The organism is Halobacillus sp. Marseille-Q1614 (assembly GCF_902809865.1).
Classification (GTDB): Bacteria; Bacillota; Bacilli; order Bacillales; family Halobacillaceae; genus Halobacillus_A.
The window spans coordinates 3,602,119-3,619,102 of record NZ_CADDWH010000001.1; the positions used below are offsets into that span (position 1 = coordinate 3,602,119).

Below are 16,984 nucleotides of genomic sequence, written 5' to 3' on the forward strand. Positions count from 1 at the left end.
CACCCAATATGTCCATAGTCATAGTCCTTAGTAACTTATTCGTATAAAACACAGTTATTCCTTGTGGCAGATTGCAACAAATTAGTCCGTCATTTTCTGAGCTTTATTTTAAACTTTTATAAACTTCTTTACAGCCTTTTATGTCAAGGGTTGTCGATATGTTGGACCGGCTTTTTGGCGGGCTTTCCATTAACAGATGATGAAGCGATCTGCTATGATAGTTTGGGCCTTTGTTTTAAATATCTGATTGAGGAGAAGTCTGATGACAAATGAATTTCTTAATATTATTGCTGTGAGTGCATTTGCATTCAGCGGTGCCATTGTTGCACTAAGCGAGCGTTATGATATATTTGGAACTTTTATTTTAGGAATTGCTACTGCATTTGCCGGTGGAATTATTAGAAATATTGCATTAGATGTACCCGTCGTTCATGTGTGGGAGCAGGGATACCTCATGTATGTCGCCCTAATAACGATTTCCATAGTATACGTATTCCCTAAAAACTGGGTTTTATTTTGGAACAGGTGGAATATTTATTTAGATGCTGTCGGCCTGTCGGCATTTGCGATTCAAGGAGCTGCATTCGCGGTAGCCCAAGGCTTTCCTTTAGGGGGAATTATCTTTGCATCTATATTGACTGGAGTAGGGGGAGGAGTGACAAGAGATGTACTTGCACAGCGGCACCCTATGGTTCTCCACCAGGAAATTTATGCGGTATGGGCATTGGCTGTAGGTTTAGCGGTCGGATGCGGTGTAGTGAATCTTAATAGTGTGATTGACACTTATCTTCTATTTGTAGTAATTATCGGTTGCCGTGTCCTGTCTTATCACTTAGGATGGCATTTGCGTTTCAGGGACTTATATCGCTTATAAAAAAACCGCGTTCTTTCACAGAACGCGGTTTTGCTTTACTGGCGGAATAAATCGCCTGATAGATATCTTTCTCCTGTGTCAGGAGCAATGCAAATGATCACTTCACCTGGCTCCTTGCGCTTAGCCACCTCAATGGCTGCCCAGCAGGCGGCTCCTCCCGAAGTACCTATCAGCAAGCCTTCTTCGCGGGCTAAGCGGCGGGTAATATCATACGCCTGCTCATCAGTTACCTGAAGAATTTCGTCATAAACTTCTTCATTTAAAATAGAAGGGATAAACCCGGGACTTGTGCCTACGAGCTTATGTTTGCCTGGCTTTCCGCCTGATAAGACAGGGGAACCGGCTGGTTCTGCCACATGGATGGATAAACCATTAAAGTGCTTTTTTAGTTCTTCTCCTGTACCGGTGATTGTGCCGCCGGTTCCAGCTGTTGAAACAAATGCCGATAACGGCTTACCGAGCTCGTCCATAGCCTCAATAATTTCTGCAGCTGTCGTATGACGATGGGCGTCAGGGTTAGCGTAGTTTTCGAACTGCATCGGCATAAAAGCGTTCTCGGTCTTTTCCACTAATTCCTTCGCTTTCTCAATCGCACCAGGCATCTTTTCATCACCTGGTGTCAGAACAATTTTAGCCCCAAAGGCTTTTAATAGGTTGATACGTTCCTGAGTCATCGTATCCGGCATTACTAAGATCGCTTTGTAGCCGCGGGCTGCGGCATTCATTGCAATACCAATCCCTGTGTTTCCGCTGGTTGGCTCAATAATTGTCGAACCTTCTTTTAAAAGTCCGTCTTTCTCAGCTTGTACCATCATATTGTAAGCAGCGCGGTCCTTCACGCTGCCGCTGGGATTAAAACTTTCGAGTTTTAAATAGATATCAGCCCCGCCTTTTGGGGATACCCTGTTAAGTTTCACAAGAGGTGTATCGCCGATAAGGTCGGCTATATTGTTCACGACACGCATGATGTCACTTCCTTTTATCATTAATCTATAATCTATTTATAGTTTAACATACGCACTGTTCATACATGAAATAAGAGAAGCCTGCAAAAAACACAACCGGATTTAATCGGTTGTGTTTGGAAACTGGAATTCTTCCTCCATTAACGATTCAGCTATACTGAATGAACGATCCGGGAAGGATATTTTAAAAGCTAATTGGTCAGCGTTCAAATTGAATCTTTCTACTTCTACATTATAGCTGCTGCCTGTGTCCATTTGAGTGACAGCTACATAGATATTTTCATCACTTGGGTTAACTGTTACCCATTCTGGTAAATTATAGTTTTCCGCTACAAATTCCATGACTTTCTTGTTAGGTAAGGGAAGCTGTCCTAATGAAATACCTTCCTGCTGCAGCACGAGGTCTCCGTTTTCCTGCACTTCCGGGTGCAGTTCCACTTTAATCGGAATTGTCTGGTCAAAGGCACGAATATTACCTTTAAGCGTTACATTGCGGTCTAAGGATATAGAATAGTTAAAAACTGTATCATGAGACAGTTCGTTTAAATACTCGTTCGCTAAGTGCTCCATGTTTGCTTTTGTACTTACGACAGTAAATTCAGCTTCTGTATCTTCTTTCTCGCGGTCTACATTTACGAGCGTATAAGAGCTAGGCAGGAATATAAGAGCAAGGACTCCAATAATGACTGCTATGTTTACGAAACCTAAAATAAAGAATGAAGTTTTCCATTTGTTGTGTAAAAACAATCGCTTTAACATAGTGCATTCCACCTAATTTATTCCTCTATTTCTTCAATATCATCCCTAATATATTCTAACACGCGTTTAGCCATTTGTTTATAACCCTCTTCGTTGGGGTGGAAGTGATCGACTTCCCAAAGAAGCTCTTTTTCATTGCCTTCAAATATGTCTTTAATAGGAATGAATGTTACGTTTTCACGATCATCGATTATACTTTCGCTTTCTCTGTTCCATTCATTCATAATTTGGGCAAGTGCTGGGATATGGTCAAAGTACTGGTTAAACGGATTATAGAGCCCTACTAAATAGATCGAAGCGTTTGGATTCGCCTCCTCGATTGTGGAGAAAATTTCTTCAAGTTCTACGGCATAATTAGCACGAGCTGGAGGAAAGTCATCATAACTTAAACTCGTAAAGTTGTGCTCTATAACCTGCATGACATTATTTGCACCTATGGTGATGAGAACGATATCAGCATCTTTTATGGAGGACGTCATATCCCTGGACTCCATCCGTTCAAGCAGCTGGTCTGTCCGGTCGCCTCGTCTTCCAAAATTATCGATTGTAAAGTTGGTAGTCTCATTGCTTTGATTAAAATTATCTTCTAAAATCCCTACATATCCGCCGTTTTCCGTGCGATCTCCCACACCTTGGGTAAGGGAATCGCCTATGGCGACGATTTTTAAATCGTCACGAAGGAAAAGGTTTCGTGCATTTTCAATAACGCTTGAGAAGGCTTCGCGAATTCCCTCTCCGACAGAGGCCTGTTCTTCCTCTTCAGTCGCGTCTTCCTCTTCGGAGGCTGCTTCATCCTCATCCGGTTCCTTCGCTTCTTCAGGTTCTGTTTCTTCCTGGTGAGAATCTTCAGGAAGGACCTGTGTCTCATTTTCAACCGGGTTATATATAAGAGTGATCACGATAAGAGCTAAAAAACATAGAGAAAGTATCATCAATGTCAGCCATTTTAATTTTTTCATTTATGATCACACCTGTTGTTTTATAAATAAGATCGCTTATCATTATATTATGAAGAAATCCAAATTTAGGCACAAATACCTTTAACTTATATTATATCATTTCAAAGGATAAAATAGACATTCGAACGCTAGATAGAATACGTGGCGGTTAATTGGAAAATTATGAAGAAAGGGGGCTTTACTGATGGGGGAAGAAATAAAAATTTCTGTAAGAGAACTCATGGAATATGTTTATAAAGGCGGAAGTATCGATAATCGGTTCAGGACAAGTACATCACTAACCGAAGGAACAGCTATTCATCAGGCCGTTCAGAAAGAATACCTCACAGATGATAAAAAAGAAGTCCCTTTGCGTCTTGAATATGAGGCGGGCGAATTAAAAATCGTCGTTCACGGCCGTTGTGATGGTCTTTTGCAGACAGATGACGGAGTCGTTATTGATGAAATTAAGTCGACATCAAGCCTGCTTGAGAACATATCAATTGAAGACTTTCCTGTCTACTGGGCACAGGCTAAAGGATATGCCTATATTTATGCAAAACAGGAAGGTTTAAAAGAAATAAGAGTTCAATTAACGTATGTGCAAAAAAAGTCCAAAGAAAAAAAGCGATTTCTTGAAGTCTTTTCCATGAACGACCTTGAAATCTTCTTTAATCATACGATTGACCAATATATGTCTTTTGCGAAGTTAATCGCTCAGTTACGTGAGAAAAAAGAACAGTCAATCCCAAAGTTGAAGTTCCCTTTTCCTAAATACAGAGAGGGTCAGCGGCATTTAGCGGGGGCCGTTTACCGGACAATCCAGGAAAAAAGGAACTTATATGCACAGGCACCCACCGGTATCGGTAAAACGATGTCCTCCTTGTTTCCAGCGATTAAGGCCCTTGAGAACAATGAGTACGAAAGGATTTTCTATTTAACAGCTAAAACGGTTACCCGCTTAACTGCAGAGGAATCGCTTCTGCTGCTTGAAAAGAATGGGGTTAATCTTCGTTCTGTGACGATTACGGCTAAAGATAAAATATGTTTTAAGGACGAATCCATTTGTCAGCCTGAACACTGTGAATTCGCAGAAGGGTACTATGACCGTATTAATGGGGCGATGGTTGATGTTTTGAGGAATGAAACCCAGATCACCCGCGAGGTTGTAGAAAATTATGCAAGAAAACATAAGGTCTGTCCTTTTGAATTTTCGTTAGATCTTACCGACGTCGTGGATGTCATTATTGGAGATTATAACTATATCTTTGATCCAAGAGTGTCTTTAAAAAGGCTGCTTCCAGAACGTAAAAAGAAAACAGCTCTCTTGATTGATGAAGCCCATAATCTAGTAGAGAGGGCCAGAGAGATGTATTCAGCAGAAATTACGAAAAACGCTTTTTGGGATATCGAAGAAGAATGGAGCGCGGTCAATGAACCTCTAACCAAAGCAGCCAAGGCAGTAACAAAAGATTTAGCGGCTCTCGGCCACACTGAAAAGGTCAAAACTGTGGACGAAATTTCCGGATCGCTGGAAGAGAATTTAGAGAGATTTACAGAGGCTGCCGAGTTAGAGCTTAAAGATGATCAGGAAAGCGAACAGGCCGAAGCTTTGTTAGAACGCTATTTTTCTGCCCAGAATTTTTTAAAAATCCTAATGCTGGTGGACGATCATTATAAGCAGATAGTTACTAATGAAAGGGACGACATTTCCCTTAAGTTATTTTGCCTTGATCCATCTGAAGTTTTAAAGCATGTGGTTAAGCCTTTTAGAGCGAGTGTGTTTTTCTCTGCTACATTATCACCTTTTGCGTACTATAAAGATATGCTTGGGGGAGAAAGAGAAGATTATATTTTGCGGCTTCCTTCACCCTATCACGCAGAGCAGATAGAAGCGGTGATTGCCCCAATCTCTACAAGGTACAAAAATCGAGAGCAAACCGCAGAGAAGATTGCTGAGCGCTTATACCACCAGGTGAAAAACTTAAACGGCAATCACTTATTCTTCTTTCCTTCCTATCAGTACATGCAGCTGATTTATGATGAATTTCAGAAGTTTAAAGATATAAATACCGTTGAGCAGGAACAGGGGATGACGGAAGAACGAAGGGATGACTTCCTGGCCCAGTTTGTCGAAGGAGGGCAGCTTGTCGGCTTTGCTGTGCTGGGAGGCGTATTCTCTGAAGGTGTTGACCTAAGGGGGAACCGTTTAAATGGTGTAGCGGTCGTCGGTATCGGTCTTGCCCCGAGGAGCTTTGAAAAAGAGCTGATTAAAGACTATTTTATAGAAAAGGGCAAAAACGGCTATGACTATGCGTATGTATTTCCCGGAATGAATAAAGTCCTTCAGGCAGGTGGAAGGTTAATTCGTTCTGAAAATGATCATGGCATTATCCAGCTGATCGACGATCGTTTTCTTACTAGCAAATATATTCAGCTTCTGCCGGAAGAATGGAAAGATTTCCAGGTGGTGCGTTAATCATTTCCTGGGAAATAAACAGGCTTATTGTCGAAAATAATTTAAAGTAAGAGCAGAATTCGTCATATGAATCTGCTCTTATTTTTATTTTCTGAAGATTAAGAGTTTTGACCACCCTAATTTTGGTAATGGGATAAAAGCACTTAAAAAGACAGGAGGGAAAATTATGTCATCGGAAAAAGTGAAAAATCGATGGTTAATCGCACTTGGTGCTGTAGGGATCCATATTTCCATTGGATCGGTTTACGCCTGGAGTAATTTCACTTCTCCTTTGGGCGAAGAGTTTGGCTGGAGTTCCCAGCAGGTTCAATTAACATTTAGCTTAGCTATATTATTCCTTGGTTTATCTGCGGCATTTTTAGGATGGTTTGTTGAAAAATACGGACCACGGGTTGCAGGGATAACGGCCGCTGTGTTTTTTGGGATCGGGGTGTTTGGTTCCGGGTTTGCCGTACAGTTAGGATCTTTATGGACACTTTATTTCTTTTATGGTGTTTTAGGCGGGATTGGTCTTGGAGTTGGTTATATTGCACCTGTATCCACGTTAGTCAAATGGTTTCCTGACAGGAGAGGCCTTGCTACTGGAATGGCAATCATGGGTTTTGGTTTTGCAGCCGCCATTGCCAGCCCTGTTATGGATTGGTTAATCGGATCTGTAGGAATTGCCATGACTTTTTATATTTTAGGGGCCAGCTATTTTATTATCATGATTTTATCATCACTGTATTTATCACGGCCTCCAAAAGGGTGGACGCCAAAAGGGTATAACCCTGATGAAAGTAAAGACATAAAGTCACAGGATTTAGCTAATTTAAGAGCGAAAGAGTCTTTAAAAACTCTCAGATTTTATTATTTATGGATCATGCTTTTTATTAATGTAACCTGCGGGATCGCCGTTATTTCTGCAGCCAAACCGCTGGCAGAAAATAGTGTTGGTATGAGTACAGCAGCCGCCGCGACACTCGTGGGTGTGATGGGGGTTTTCAATGGACTGGGACGTCTGGGGTGGGCGTCTGCGTCTGATTATATCGGGCGAGCCAATACTTATATTATTTTTTTTGTTTTGCAAATACCTCTCTTTATTCTTTTACCTCTCACTAGCTCTGCAACGCTATTTGTTATCTATTTTGGAATCATATACACCTGTTATGGTGGTGGTTTTGCGACCATTCCTGCCTTTATCGGCGATTTGTTCGGTACAAAAGAGCTGGGAGCCATACATGGATATATCTTAACAGCCTGGGCAGCTGCAGGTTTAGCTGGTCCTCAGTTTGCGGCACTAATGAACGATGTGACAGGCAGTTATTCAAGCAGCATGATTTATTTTGCTGGATTGTTTGCTGTTGCACTCATCGTTTCCATATTGACGAAAATTAATATTAGAAGGAAACAAAGACAAATGAAAGAAGCAAAGGCGAGTTAGGTAAACCTTATATAAAGAAGGTTGACATTAGGTTTTTTCCTCGCTATTCTTAAAGTAGAATAGTCGAGGAGGAACCCTTATGAGTCAATCACGTACGTCTACATACGATATAACCATTGGTGCTTTATTTGTTGCTTTAATGGCTGTAGGAGCTAACATAACGTCCATTGCCCCGTTTTTATCGATTCTTAATGTACCGTTAACCTTGCAGACTTTTGTTGCAATTTTAGCTGGAATTATTCTCGGAAGCCGGATGGGCGGATTCTCAATGGTCGTTTATGCCGCATTAGGCTTAGTGGGAGCCCCTATATTCGCTGGTTTTACAGGCGGTGCAGCCACAATTGTCAAACCTACTTTCGGTTTTATTCTTTCTTTTATAGTCCTTGCGTATGTGGTAGGAAAGATAGTAGAAAAGGATCGGTCGTTTAATAAATATATTGCAGCTTCAATCGTAGGGATGGCCATTAATTATCTTATTGGTGTAAACGGTCTGTATTTAGCTTATAACTTTTGGATGGGAGAAGGGGCTGGTATGCCCTATGTGCTGGCTTGGACCAGTATGACTCCTTTTCTAATCAAAGATTTCGTGCTTTCTATCTTAGCTGGAGTTCTTGCCTATCGGCTGGAAAAAGGGATATTACATCGTACTCCTCTGCGGCAGGCTGTATAAAAAGCATGATGTTTCTCTCCAGCCTGAAATGAACTGCTCATCAAGAGCAGTTTATTTTTTTATCATTTTCCAAATCCTGCTATAATCAGGGTGAAAGCAGGTGAGACGTATGAAAAAGCTGCTGGGTGTATGGTGGGTGACAGCAGTTATAGCAGGCTGCCAATCTGACAAAGAACTTGAGACAGCCCCAGAGGATCAGGAAAATAGAGAAGAATTTTCTGCTGTTGCTAAGAACCTCCAATCGCCTTGGGATATTGAGGCAGAAGGCGACCGTTTTTTTATTAGTGAACGCAACGGCACGATTGCTAAAGTAGAGGGTGACCAGGTAGTTAGAGAACCTGTTGCAACGGACAAACCGATTACTCAAATAGGAGAGGGCGGACTGCTTGGGCTGAAACTTCATCCGAAATTTCAGGAAAACCAGCTCGCTTTTGCTTATCATACTTATGAAAATGAAGATGATAAAATACAAAACCGGCTGATTACTTTAGCTTACAACAATGGGGAATGGAAAGAACAATCGTCGCTGCTTGAGAAAATTCCAGGAAATAATTTTCATAATGGAGGAAGAATTGAAATTGGTCAAGATGGCTGTCTTTATGTAACAACTGGTGACGCTCAGGAGGAATCATTGGCTCAGGATAAAGATAGCTTAGCAGGGAAGATATTAAGAATGACTTTGGACGGTGAGGTTCCTGGAGATAATCCAGAAGAAGGGTCATATGTTTACAGCTATGGGCACCGTAATCCACAAGGGTTAGGATGGAGTAAGAAAGGGGATCTTTATGCTTCAGAGCACGGTCCTAACAACCACGATGAAGTCAACAAAATAGAACCTGGAAAAAACTATGGCTGGCCGCTGATTGTCGGTGATGAAACAGCATCAGGTGCAGAAACCCCCTTATTTGAAACCGGCAATGAAACATGGGCACCCTCAGGGACAGCTGTTCATGAGGAAACTATCTATATAGCTTCACTTAGAGGAAGTGCGCTTCGTTCGCTGAATCTCCAGGGAGAAAATGCCCAAGTGATTACCAGCGATTACGGACGCTTGAGAGATGTGGAAATTGTAGGGGATTCGATTTATTTTATAACGAATAACACAGATGGCCGGGGTAATGTGGATTCCGAAGATGATCTGCTCGTTCGTTATGACTTTTAAAACCCGGACCGTAAGTGAAGCTGTGGGGGAGTTTAACAATTTCTTTTTGAAAGTTAGACAGGGGGAGAAGGTTTCTTGTAAGGCGGAGAGACCTGAGACCACGAAGACTAAGCGGTAAAGCCCCCTCAACGAAATGAGGAGGCCTTACTAAACAGGAAGTTCGATTAAGTTCGGCACGTCGAATGAGCCATCGAACGATCCCAAGTCCTCCTGGGCCGCGGAACGCGAAGTGGCCTTAGCTCCCACAGTTAATCACAAGAGTTCACAAGAGTTCACAAGAGTGTGTAGAAGAGTACTTGGCGTCTCTCTGCTGCCATTGTGCTTTATTTTACTCTTCTGTTATAAGCTTGCCAAACGTAAATGTCATAATTGCAAATGCGATAAACGCCAACATTAAAATAGTGCCGCCGACAATAAAGAAAATCAGGCTGAAGACTTCGAGTCCGCTGATAGGCTGGGTATAATAAAGCCACATTCCTGCAGTCAGCCCGAAAACTCCGAAAAACGAACTCCACACATGAAACTTTGCCAGCTTGGAATCTTTAGGAATGCTGAACACTTTATAGAACATAGCGAATGCAAACAGGGACAGCCAGCCAACAACTAAAATGTGGGCATGAATGGCAGTTAACTGATAGCCTCCGCCTCCGGCCATATGAGAACCTATGAATGCTCCAATGAGAGCGTAAATGGCTGATGTTCGAACAAAAAATCTCGTACGATCCACTTTTGAAAACCTCCATAACTTGCTTGTTCTCCCGCCATTATACTAAACCCCTTCAACAAAGGAAACGAGGATGGCTTAAAATTCGAAAAGCTTTCATAATTGTGTTGTTTGGCACATGCCCGCCAATAAGCTATCATTTGAATAACAAGCAAAAAGGGGAGTTATCATGAAACAACGTATCGAACAGGTAGTTACATATTTGAAAGAACAATCGATTGATGCTGCGTTTATCAATTCAGCAGAAAACTTCTTTTACTTAACTGGGTTTCATACCGAGCCACATGAGAGGTTATTAGGCCTGCTGGTTTTTCCGGAACGTGCTCCGATTGCTTTCATTCCAGGGATGGAAGCCGGCCAGTTAAAGGAAGCCGGATGGACAGGAGAAATTATCGGATATGCAGACCATGAAGATCCATGGGAGCTTATGGGAGAAAAAATAGGCAATGAAAACACAAGCGTTAAGACGGTAGGATTTGAAAAACAAGTCCTTTCCTACGGACGCAGCGAATCATTTATGTCCTTATTCAACGAACCGGCAGTAACGGATATCGAAGGACATTTAAATGAAATGAGGGTAGTTAAGGACGAAGGGGAGATTGCTGTTCTTAAAGAAGCGGCAGAGCTGGCGGATTTTGGAGTCCAGGCTGGTTTAGATGCACTGCAGGAAGGCATAATAGAGATGGAAGTCCTCGCTAAAATCGAGTATGAATTAAAGAAAAAAGGTGTTTCGGAAATGTCTTTCTCCACAATGGTTTTATTTGGAGAAAAGTCTGGCCAGCCTCACGGAAACCCGGGCGGCCGCCGGTTAAAGGATGGAGACTTCGTTCTTTTTGATCTGGGGGTGGTCTGGAAAGGCTATACTTCTGATATTACAAGGACATTCGCTTACCGTTCTGTAACTTCCGAGCAGAAAAAGATTTACCAGACGGTGCTTCAAGCACTGGAAGCCTCTCTGGCCTTATGCAGGGCGGGAACACGCATAGGAGACCTCGATCAAGCGGCAAGAAAAGTGATCACTGATGCGGGGTATGGAGAGTTATTTCCTCACCGGATCGGTCACGGCTTAGGGATAAATGTGCACGAATTTCCTTCAATGAGCCATTTAAACGATGGTATTTTAAAAGAAGGAATGACGTTTACCATTGAGCCGGGCATATATGATCCAGCCATTGGCGGGGTCAGGCTGGAGGAAGACGTGCTTATCACTGATAAAGGGTATGAAACGTTAACGAAAATCCCGAGACATCTGCAAATTATTGAATAGACTTAAGAAGCCTGGATCTAAAGCAGATTCAGGCTTTTTTATTTGTGATTTATGCTAAAAAAACGGGCGGCCGAAACCCCATGATCGAGGAGGCTCTAATATTAAGGAGGAAGTTAGATTAACTTCGGCCTGTGCCCACATCGAACGACCTCACTTCATGGGGGGCCGAGGAAAGCGAGTGAATTCTCCGAAGAGACCATAATACGTTCCAAAATAAAATACGCCTCTGGTCTTAGTCTAAAATATATCTCTGGCTCATTATATGAAAGTTCATTAATCGATATCATGAAATTAAGAAAAGTTGAAGGAGGGACACAGGACATGAAAAAGTTTTTGTTGTTTGTAGCCGGACTTATCGCACTAGCCGTTGCGCTGACACACTTAGGACCGATGATATTACTTGGAGTAAGTGTCTGGCTGCTGTTTATCGTTTATAAGAAATTCACGAAAAGCCAATCAACAGCTGGAAAAATCGGCTGGGTGGCTCTGGGACTGATTATTTTAAGTGTAGCGATGTCTAACATTTATGCTGTTATCGGTCTAGCTGCTGTTTACTCGATTTATTGGATCATTAAGAATTGGACAAGCCAGGAGAAAGAAGCTTCCCCGTCTAAAACAGACGACCCGTTTGTGAATTTTGAAAAACAGTGGGCCGAATTAAACAAATAAAAAGGAGAGATTTACATGGCTAACTTATTTACACGTCTAAAAGATACGATTGCGGCAGATTTTCATGATGCTCTTGACCAAAAGGAACAAAAGAACCCAGTAGCGATGCTGAACCAGTATTTACGAGAAAGTGAAAAAGAGACAGAAAAAGTACGGAAGCTGGTCGAACGCCAGTACCGCTTGAAAGATGAATTTTCAAGAGAACTGCAAAGGTCACAGGACATGGCGCAGAAGCGAAAACACCAGGCAGAAGTTTCACAAAAAGCAGGAGAAGAATCAATGTACGAATTTGCTTTAAAAGAGCAGCAGGAGTATGAAGCGAGAGCCGAGCGTCTTCAAGCTTCCCGTTTTGAAGCGGTGAAGCAGCTGGAAATACTGGAGCAGAAGTATGAAGAAATGAAGCATAAGCTTAAAGATATGCAACTAAAACGCATGGAACTGATGGGAAGGGAGAATATCGCCCGTGCTCATTACCGTATGAATCAAGTAATCGAAGACAGTGTGGACAAGCCATATTCTCGTTTTTCAGAGCTTGACCGATACATTGAAGAACTCGAATATAAAGTGAATAGTTCTTTCTATCGCAATACATTCGATAGTAAAATGGCGCAGTTAGAGAAGAATATGAAAGAAGACAGCAGCGTTACTCACCAGTAATAATCATGGTATTATTAAAGACGCAGAATACTGCGTCTTTTTACATACCGGGCAAAGCAGAAAGGAGGAGGCTCTTATGTTAAAACGACTGTCTACCGATACTATAAATACTATTTTAATTATAGGAGCCATCCTTCTTGTGTTAGAAGTCGTCTTTTTTAATGGAGGGCTTATTTTTTCCGTTGTCTTTTCCGGCGTTTTTATGTACTTTGGCTGGAAAAACTATCGCAGCCTATGGGGAAAGGTTTTATTTTGGATCGGAGCTGTCAGCGTGTTTTTTACGATATTAAATATGATGGCCGTCCGTTTTTTGATCATTGTTGGCTTAGCCATGCTTTTGATTAATTATTATCGTTCTAAAGACCGTCCGAAGAAAATAGAACCTGTCATTATCGAGGATATTTCATTGGAAACGGAGTCCTCTCCGATTATGGAACAGAAGCTGTTTGGGGACCAGGCCACTCCGGATCACTCTTATAGGTGGCATGATATCAATATTCACGGCGGATTTGGAGATCGGATCATCGATTTAAGCCATACCGTATTACCTGAAGATGAAGCAGTGATTTCCATACGTCATTTCATTGGCAATATTCATATTTACATTCCCTACGAAGTGGAAGTCTCTATCCATCATAGTGCTCTTCTGGGGCGGGCGGCTATCTTCCAATACCGGAAATCAAAACTGTTGAATCAAACGGTCAGTTATCAGACCCCAGACTATAAAACGAATAAACCAAGAGTAAAAGTTGTCACTTCCGTTGTTTCTGGCGATATTGAGGTGAAGCGGGTATGAGTACTTGGCAAAAGCAGTTAGGTATGGGTATGCTCGTTACTCTTGTTTTCGCTGCTCTTCTGCTCGTTTGTACATTTGTCGCCTTTCCTTTAGAAAATTGGGCTGACCTATGGAATCTAGACATACTCGACATGCCGTATGTATTTCTTATTCTTGTTCTAACAGTGACTACAGGGCTGATTGCCGGCGGACTTCAGGCGTTTCTATCGCGAAAAAAGCTGCACTACGTAGAACACCAGCTGGACGAAATATATAAAGGAAATCCTGTCGTTTACGATGGAGAAGAGTATAGGGAGCTTCTCGCAATAGAAGAAAAAATGAAGCAGATTGAAGAGAGATTTAATCAGCAGGCTGAAACGGCCCAGCGGCTGGCAACTGAAAGGGCAAAAGAGCGAGAGGAAAGCCTCCAGGAAGTCGTCATTAAAGAAAGGAACCGTCTAGCAAGAGAACTGCATGATTCGGTCAGTCAGCAGCTGTTTGCCGCATCAATGCTGATGTCTGCTGTGAATGAAGACGAAGAAGCATTGAAAGACAGGGAACTAAAACAGCAGCTTTCTATGGTTGAGAATATGATTCATCAATCGCAGCTGGAAATGAGAGCTCTCCTCCTGCATTTACGGCCAGTGGCGTTAAAAGGGAAGTCGCTTTCCGAAGGTTCCAAAGAGCTGTTAGCTGAACTGACGCAAAAAGTACCAATGCAGGTCGACTGGACGCTTGAGCCGCTTTCTTTAGATAAAGGGATAGAAGATCAGCTGTTTAGAATTTTACAGGAAGCGATATCTAATACATTGCGGCATGCCAAAGCCGATAAGCTTGAAGTTATGCTCATACAGCGTGATGAGAACGTTATTTTACGAGTGGTGGATGATGGAGTGGGCTTTGAAGCAGAGGACTCAAAAGCAAGCTCCTATGGTCTGCAGAATATGAGAGAAAGAGCTGTTGAGGTGGGAGGCAGCTTGAAATTAGTAAGTCTTGAAGGAGAAGGGACCAGGCTGGAAGTAAAAGTGCCTGTCTTAACTAAAGGAGGCGAAATCAATGATTAGAGTCCTCTTTGCTGATGACCACGAAATGGTCCGAATCGGTGTTTCAGCCTATTTATCATCCCAGAAGGATATCGATGTGATTGCAGAAGCCAATGATGGAAAAGAAGCTGTAGATTTAGCGCTGAAAAACCGCCCCGACATCATTTTAATGGACTTAGTCATGAAGGAAATGGATGGAATTGAAGCCACGAGGCAGATTGTCCAACAATGGCCGGAAGCCAGAATCATAATCGTCACGAGCTTTTTGGATGACGAGAAGGTTTATCCTGCTTTGGAAGCGGGAGCTGTAAGCTATATGCTGAAGACTTCAAAAGCGGGCGAGATTGCCAATGCGATTCGAGCTACTTATGAAGGACAATCGATCTTAGAACCTGAAGTAACCGGCAAGATTATGAACAAAATGCGCACACCGCAAAAAGCAAAACTTCATGAGGCTCTTACAGCCCGGGAAAAAGAAATTCTTCTGCTGATGACAGAAGGAAAGAACAACCAGGAAATCTCCGAAGAATTATTTATCGCGCTTAAGACGGTAAAGGTTCATGTCAGCAGCATTTTGGCCAAGTTAAATGTCCAGGATCGGACGCAGGCCGTCATTTACGCATTTAAACATAACCTGATCAAATAGCCCTCTCCTTACATAAAGGAAGGGCTATTGGCTTATATACACCCAAAATAACGCAGCCAGAAGAATGAGGTAAAAAATGATCAACTTTTTATAAGGCGGCAGCACTTCAACACCTTCTTTACCTAAAGCTTTTTTATAGTCTATGTTCTATAAACTGGAACAATGAATCAGCGCTTTATTTCTTCTGATTAGGGAATAACAAGAGGGAGAAGAGATACCAGTGGATGAAGAAAAATAAGCATTCAGTGGAATTATCAACTTTCTGAGCCCATTTCTTCAATAATCATTGGTATGTTTTCATACTTTTTCTATAATAGAAATATATCCTTCCATCACAAAGGGGAAATCATTATGGGACTGCCAAGTACCTTGAAATATGAAGATGAACGTTACCCGTATATTGTTCTAACTCCAATCGGAAAAAAGAATAAGCATATTCGCTCCATTGGTCATAAATTTGAAAGAAGCATTTTATCACGCTTAAATGACGCTGTAGCTGAATATGTCAGTGAAAAGGAAATCGATGTAATTTCATTGCAAACCTTTCTAAATATACACGGGAAAGCCATCCTTCCTGTTTCATTTCTAAAAGATGATATGATATACCCTCACTTAATTAAACCTGAATTATTCCTTTGGAGCAGCCTGCCCCAAGAGCATGGACTGCCAATGGATTCAAAATATGTATATGAAAAAGATATCACAAACCTTTCTGGTGACCAGCTGGCTCATCATGTCAGAGAGGTCATCGACGATTATTTATTTTTAGCTGAAATCAGTAAATATGAGCGTAAGCTTTGGCTTCACCGGATAGTTTCTGCTTTTCATAAGCATCCGATCGTCCAGATCGCCAAAGAGCAGAAAGAAGTCGTTTCAGCTGTTGAGCGTATGAACCAGTCCGCGCTGATATCACTGCTTAAGTATCCGGAAGATATTTCTTACTGGAGAAACCGGGCCGGCATTGTACAAAGGCCTTTTCGTTTCTTACCCCAGCATTGGCTCGACGAAGAGCATGGCACCTGCCGTCATCAAAAAACGTTAACTTTCTGTGCGAAAGAAAAAACGATCAAATATTCATGCGAACCCTGCAGTGTTCATTTATATTTTTCTGAGGAGACAAATGAAGTCCGTCTGGAAAAAGAGTTTGACGATGAACTTACTCTGCGCCGAGTGAACACGCTCCACCAGCAGTTCAATAATCTCGCAGACCAAAACGCTGATTTATTACAGCAGCTGAGACAGCTTTCCTTTCTGAAGGAAAGGCTTTCAATGGTCAGTAGTCAGCTCGCTGAAGCTTTGCACCTCGCCAAGCAGATTGAACGGCTGCAAAAGAATGAAAATGTGGTGTCTACTTATCCGCTTCTGGATATGTATGAAAAGCTGAATCACTCAAAACTGCCGGTTGAATCTTTTCCATCAAGCCTAATCTGGCTGTCACAAATTGAACTTGCTGACGTATCCATGGTGAAACAGGCAGAGACATGGCAGAAGAGGGTACCGGAAGAAATAGGACCAGCAGTCAGCCGCCTGCTGCAGGAGCTTCATGAGCGAATGAGTGAAGCCGCTTATCAGGATGACGATATTATTATATCGATCAAAGGCCTGCAATTGAGCTACGCTTCCGCTCAGCAGATGCTCGATTTAATTCATTATTATGGAACAGACTATCCGGCCCATACCCTTGTACAGGTGTTAGCCGGCAAATCGACGAATAAGCTGCGCCGTCTGCATCTGCACGAAACACGTTGGTTCGGTCTGCTTTCTGACTGGCCTGAGAAACATATTCAGCGGCTGTTACGCCAATTAGAAAAGCAAGGATGGCTGATGAAACAGCAAAAAGGCTACTCCATCAGTGAATTTGCTGAAGAGGTCATGTAAGGGCTATGTGACAGCCCTTACTTACATAAAGTAAATATACGAGGGGGAATTTGCT

Annotated in this window: 16 protein-coding genes; 12 read left to right on the forward strand and 4 right to left on the reverse strand. The window is 42.2% G+C overall.

Annotated elements, in window-relative coordinates:
- Positions 1-262: 262 nt before the first annotated feature.
- Positions 263-874 carry a trimeric intracellular cation channel family protein gene (locus HUS26_RS18050; protein ID WP_173918424.1) on the forward strand — a complete coding sequence of 204 codons (612 nt, stop codon included), beginning with the start codon at positions 263-265 and terminating at the stop codon, positions 872-874.
- A gap of 35 nt (positions 875-909) precedes the next feature.
- Here HUS26_RS18050 and cysK read toward each other — a convergent pair whose 3' ends face one another.
- The 3 genes from cysK to HUS26_RS18065 form a co-directional block, all read right to left on the reverse strand.
- Positions 910-1,839 carry a cysteine synthase A gene (gene cysK, locus HUS26_RS18055; RefSeq protein WP_173918425.1) on the reverse strand — a complete coding sequence of 310 codons (930 nt, stop codon included), beginning with the start codon at positions 1,837-1,839 and terminating at the stop codon, positions 910-912.
- Between the two features lie 102 nt (positions 1,840-1,941).
- Positions 1,942-2,598, reverse strand: coding sequence for a YpmS family protein (locus HUS26_RS18060; RefSeq protein ID WP_173918426.1), 657 nt, complete (start codon positions 2,596-2,598; stop codon positions 1,942-1,944).
- A 17-nt stretch (positions 2,599-2,615) separates the two neighbouring features.
- Positions 2,616-3,557 carry an SGNH/GDSL hydrolase family protein gene (locus tag HUS26_RS18065; RefSeq protein ID WP_173918427.1) on the reverse strand — a complete coding sequence of 314 codons (942 nt, stop codon included), beginning with the start codon at positions 3,555-3,557 and terminating at the stop codon, positions 2,616-2,618.
- A 184-nt stretch (positions 3,558-3,741) separates the two neighbouring features.
- On the opposite strand from HUS26_RS18065, the gene HUS26_RS18070 reads away from it, so the two are divergent.
- The 4 genes from HUS26_RS18070 to HUS26_RS18085 all read left to right on the forward strand — a co-directional run bounded on the left by HUS26_RS18070 (position 3,742) and on the right by HUS26_RS18085 (position 9,270).
- Positions 3,742-6,015, forward strand: coding sequence for a helicase C-terminal domain-containing protein (locus HUS26_RS18070; RefSeq protein ID WP_173918428.1), 2,274 nt, complete (start codon positions 3,742-3,744; stop codon positions 6,013-6,015).
- 166 nt (positions 6,016-6,181) lie between these two features.
- On the forward strand, positions 6,182-7,438 hold the full coding sequence (locus tag HUS26_RS18075) for an OFA family MFS transporter (protein ID WP_305792012.1): 1,257 nt from the start codon (positions 6,182-6,184) through the stop codon (positions 7,436-7,438).
- Between the two features lie 79 nt (positions 7,439-7,517).
- Entirely contained in the window at positions 7,518-8,108 is a 591-nt protein-coding gene (locus HUS26_RS18080) for a biotin transporter BioY (RefSeq protein ID WP_173918429.1), read from the forward strand.
- Between the two features lie 109 nt (positions 8,109-8,217).
- A complete protein-coding gene (locus HUS26_RS18085; protein ID WP_173918430.1) occupies positions 8,218-9,270 on the forward strand; it encodes a sorbosone dehydrogenase family protein in 1,053 nt (350 codons plus the stop codon).
- A 328-nt stretch (positions 9,271-9,598) separates the two neighbouring features.
- On the opposite strand, the gene HUS26_RS18090 is transcribed toward HUS26_RS18085, so the two are convergent.
- Complete coding sequence (locus HUS26_RS18090; RefSeq protein ID WP_173918431.1) at positions 9,599-9,997, reverse strand: hypothetical protein; 399 nt, start codon at positions 9,995-9,997, stop codon at positions 9,599-9,601.
- A gap of 166 nt (positions 9,998-10,163) precedes the next feature.
- On the opposite strand from HUS26_RS18090, the gene HUS26_RS18095 reads away from it, so the two are divergent.
- From HUS26_RS18095 to HUS26_RS18125, 7 genes are all read left to right on the forward strand, one after another.
- Positions 10,164-11,261, forward strand: coding sequence for a Xaa-Pro peptidase family protein (locus HUS26_RS18095; protein ID WP_173918432.1), 1,098 nt, complete (start codon positions 10,164-10,166; stop codon positions 11,259-11,261).
- A 321-nt stretch (positions 11,262-11,582) separates the two neighbouring features.
- Positions 11,583-11,930 carry a flagellar basal body rod protein gene (locus HUS26_RS18100; RefSeq protein ID WP_173918433.1) on the forward strand — a complete coding sequence of 116 codons (348 nt, stop codon included), beginning with the start codon at positions 11,583-11,585 and terminating at the stop codon, positions 11,928-11,930.
- Between the two features lie 15 nt (positions 11,931-11,945).
- Positions 11,946-12,587, forward strand: a complete 642-nt coding sequence (locus tag HUS26_RS18105; RefSeq protein WP_173918434.1) for a PspA/IM30 family protein — start codon at positions 11,946-11,948, stop codon at positions 12,585-12,587.
- A 76-nt stretch (positions 12,588-12,663) separates the two neighbouring features.
- Entirely contained in the window at positions 12,664-13,383 is a 720-nt protein-coding gene (gene liaF, locus HUS26_RS18110; protein ID WP_173918435.1) for a cell wall-active antibiotics response protein LiaF, read from the forward strand.
- A complete protein-coding gene (locus HUS26_RS18115) occupies positions 13,380-14,426 on the forward strand; it encodes a sensor histidine kinase (RefSeq protein ID WP_173918436.1) in 1,047 nt (348 codons plus the stop codon). The genes liaF and HUS26_RS18115 overlap by 4 nt, the downstream gene beginning before the upstream one ends.
- On the forward strand, positions 14,419-15,051 hold the full coding sequence (locus HUS26_RS18120; protein WP_173918437.1) for a response regulator transcription factor: 633 nt from the start codon (positions 14,419-14,421) through the stop codon (positions 15,049-15,051). The genes HUS26_RS18115 and HUS26_RS18120 overlap by 8 nt, the downstream gene beginning before the upstream one ends.
- A gap of 351 nt (positions 15,052-15,402) precedes the next feature.
- Positions 15,403-16,929: an RQC-minor-2 family DNA-binding protein gene (locus HUS26_RS18125; protein WP_173918438.1), complete on the forward strand. Its 1,527-nt coding sequence runs from the start codon at positions 15,403-15,405 to the stop codon at positions 16,927-16,929.
- The last annotated feature ends 55 nt before the right edge of the window (positions 16,930-16,984 follow it).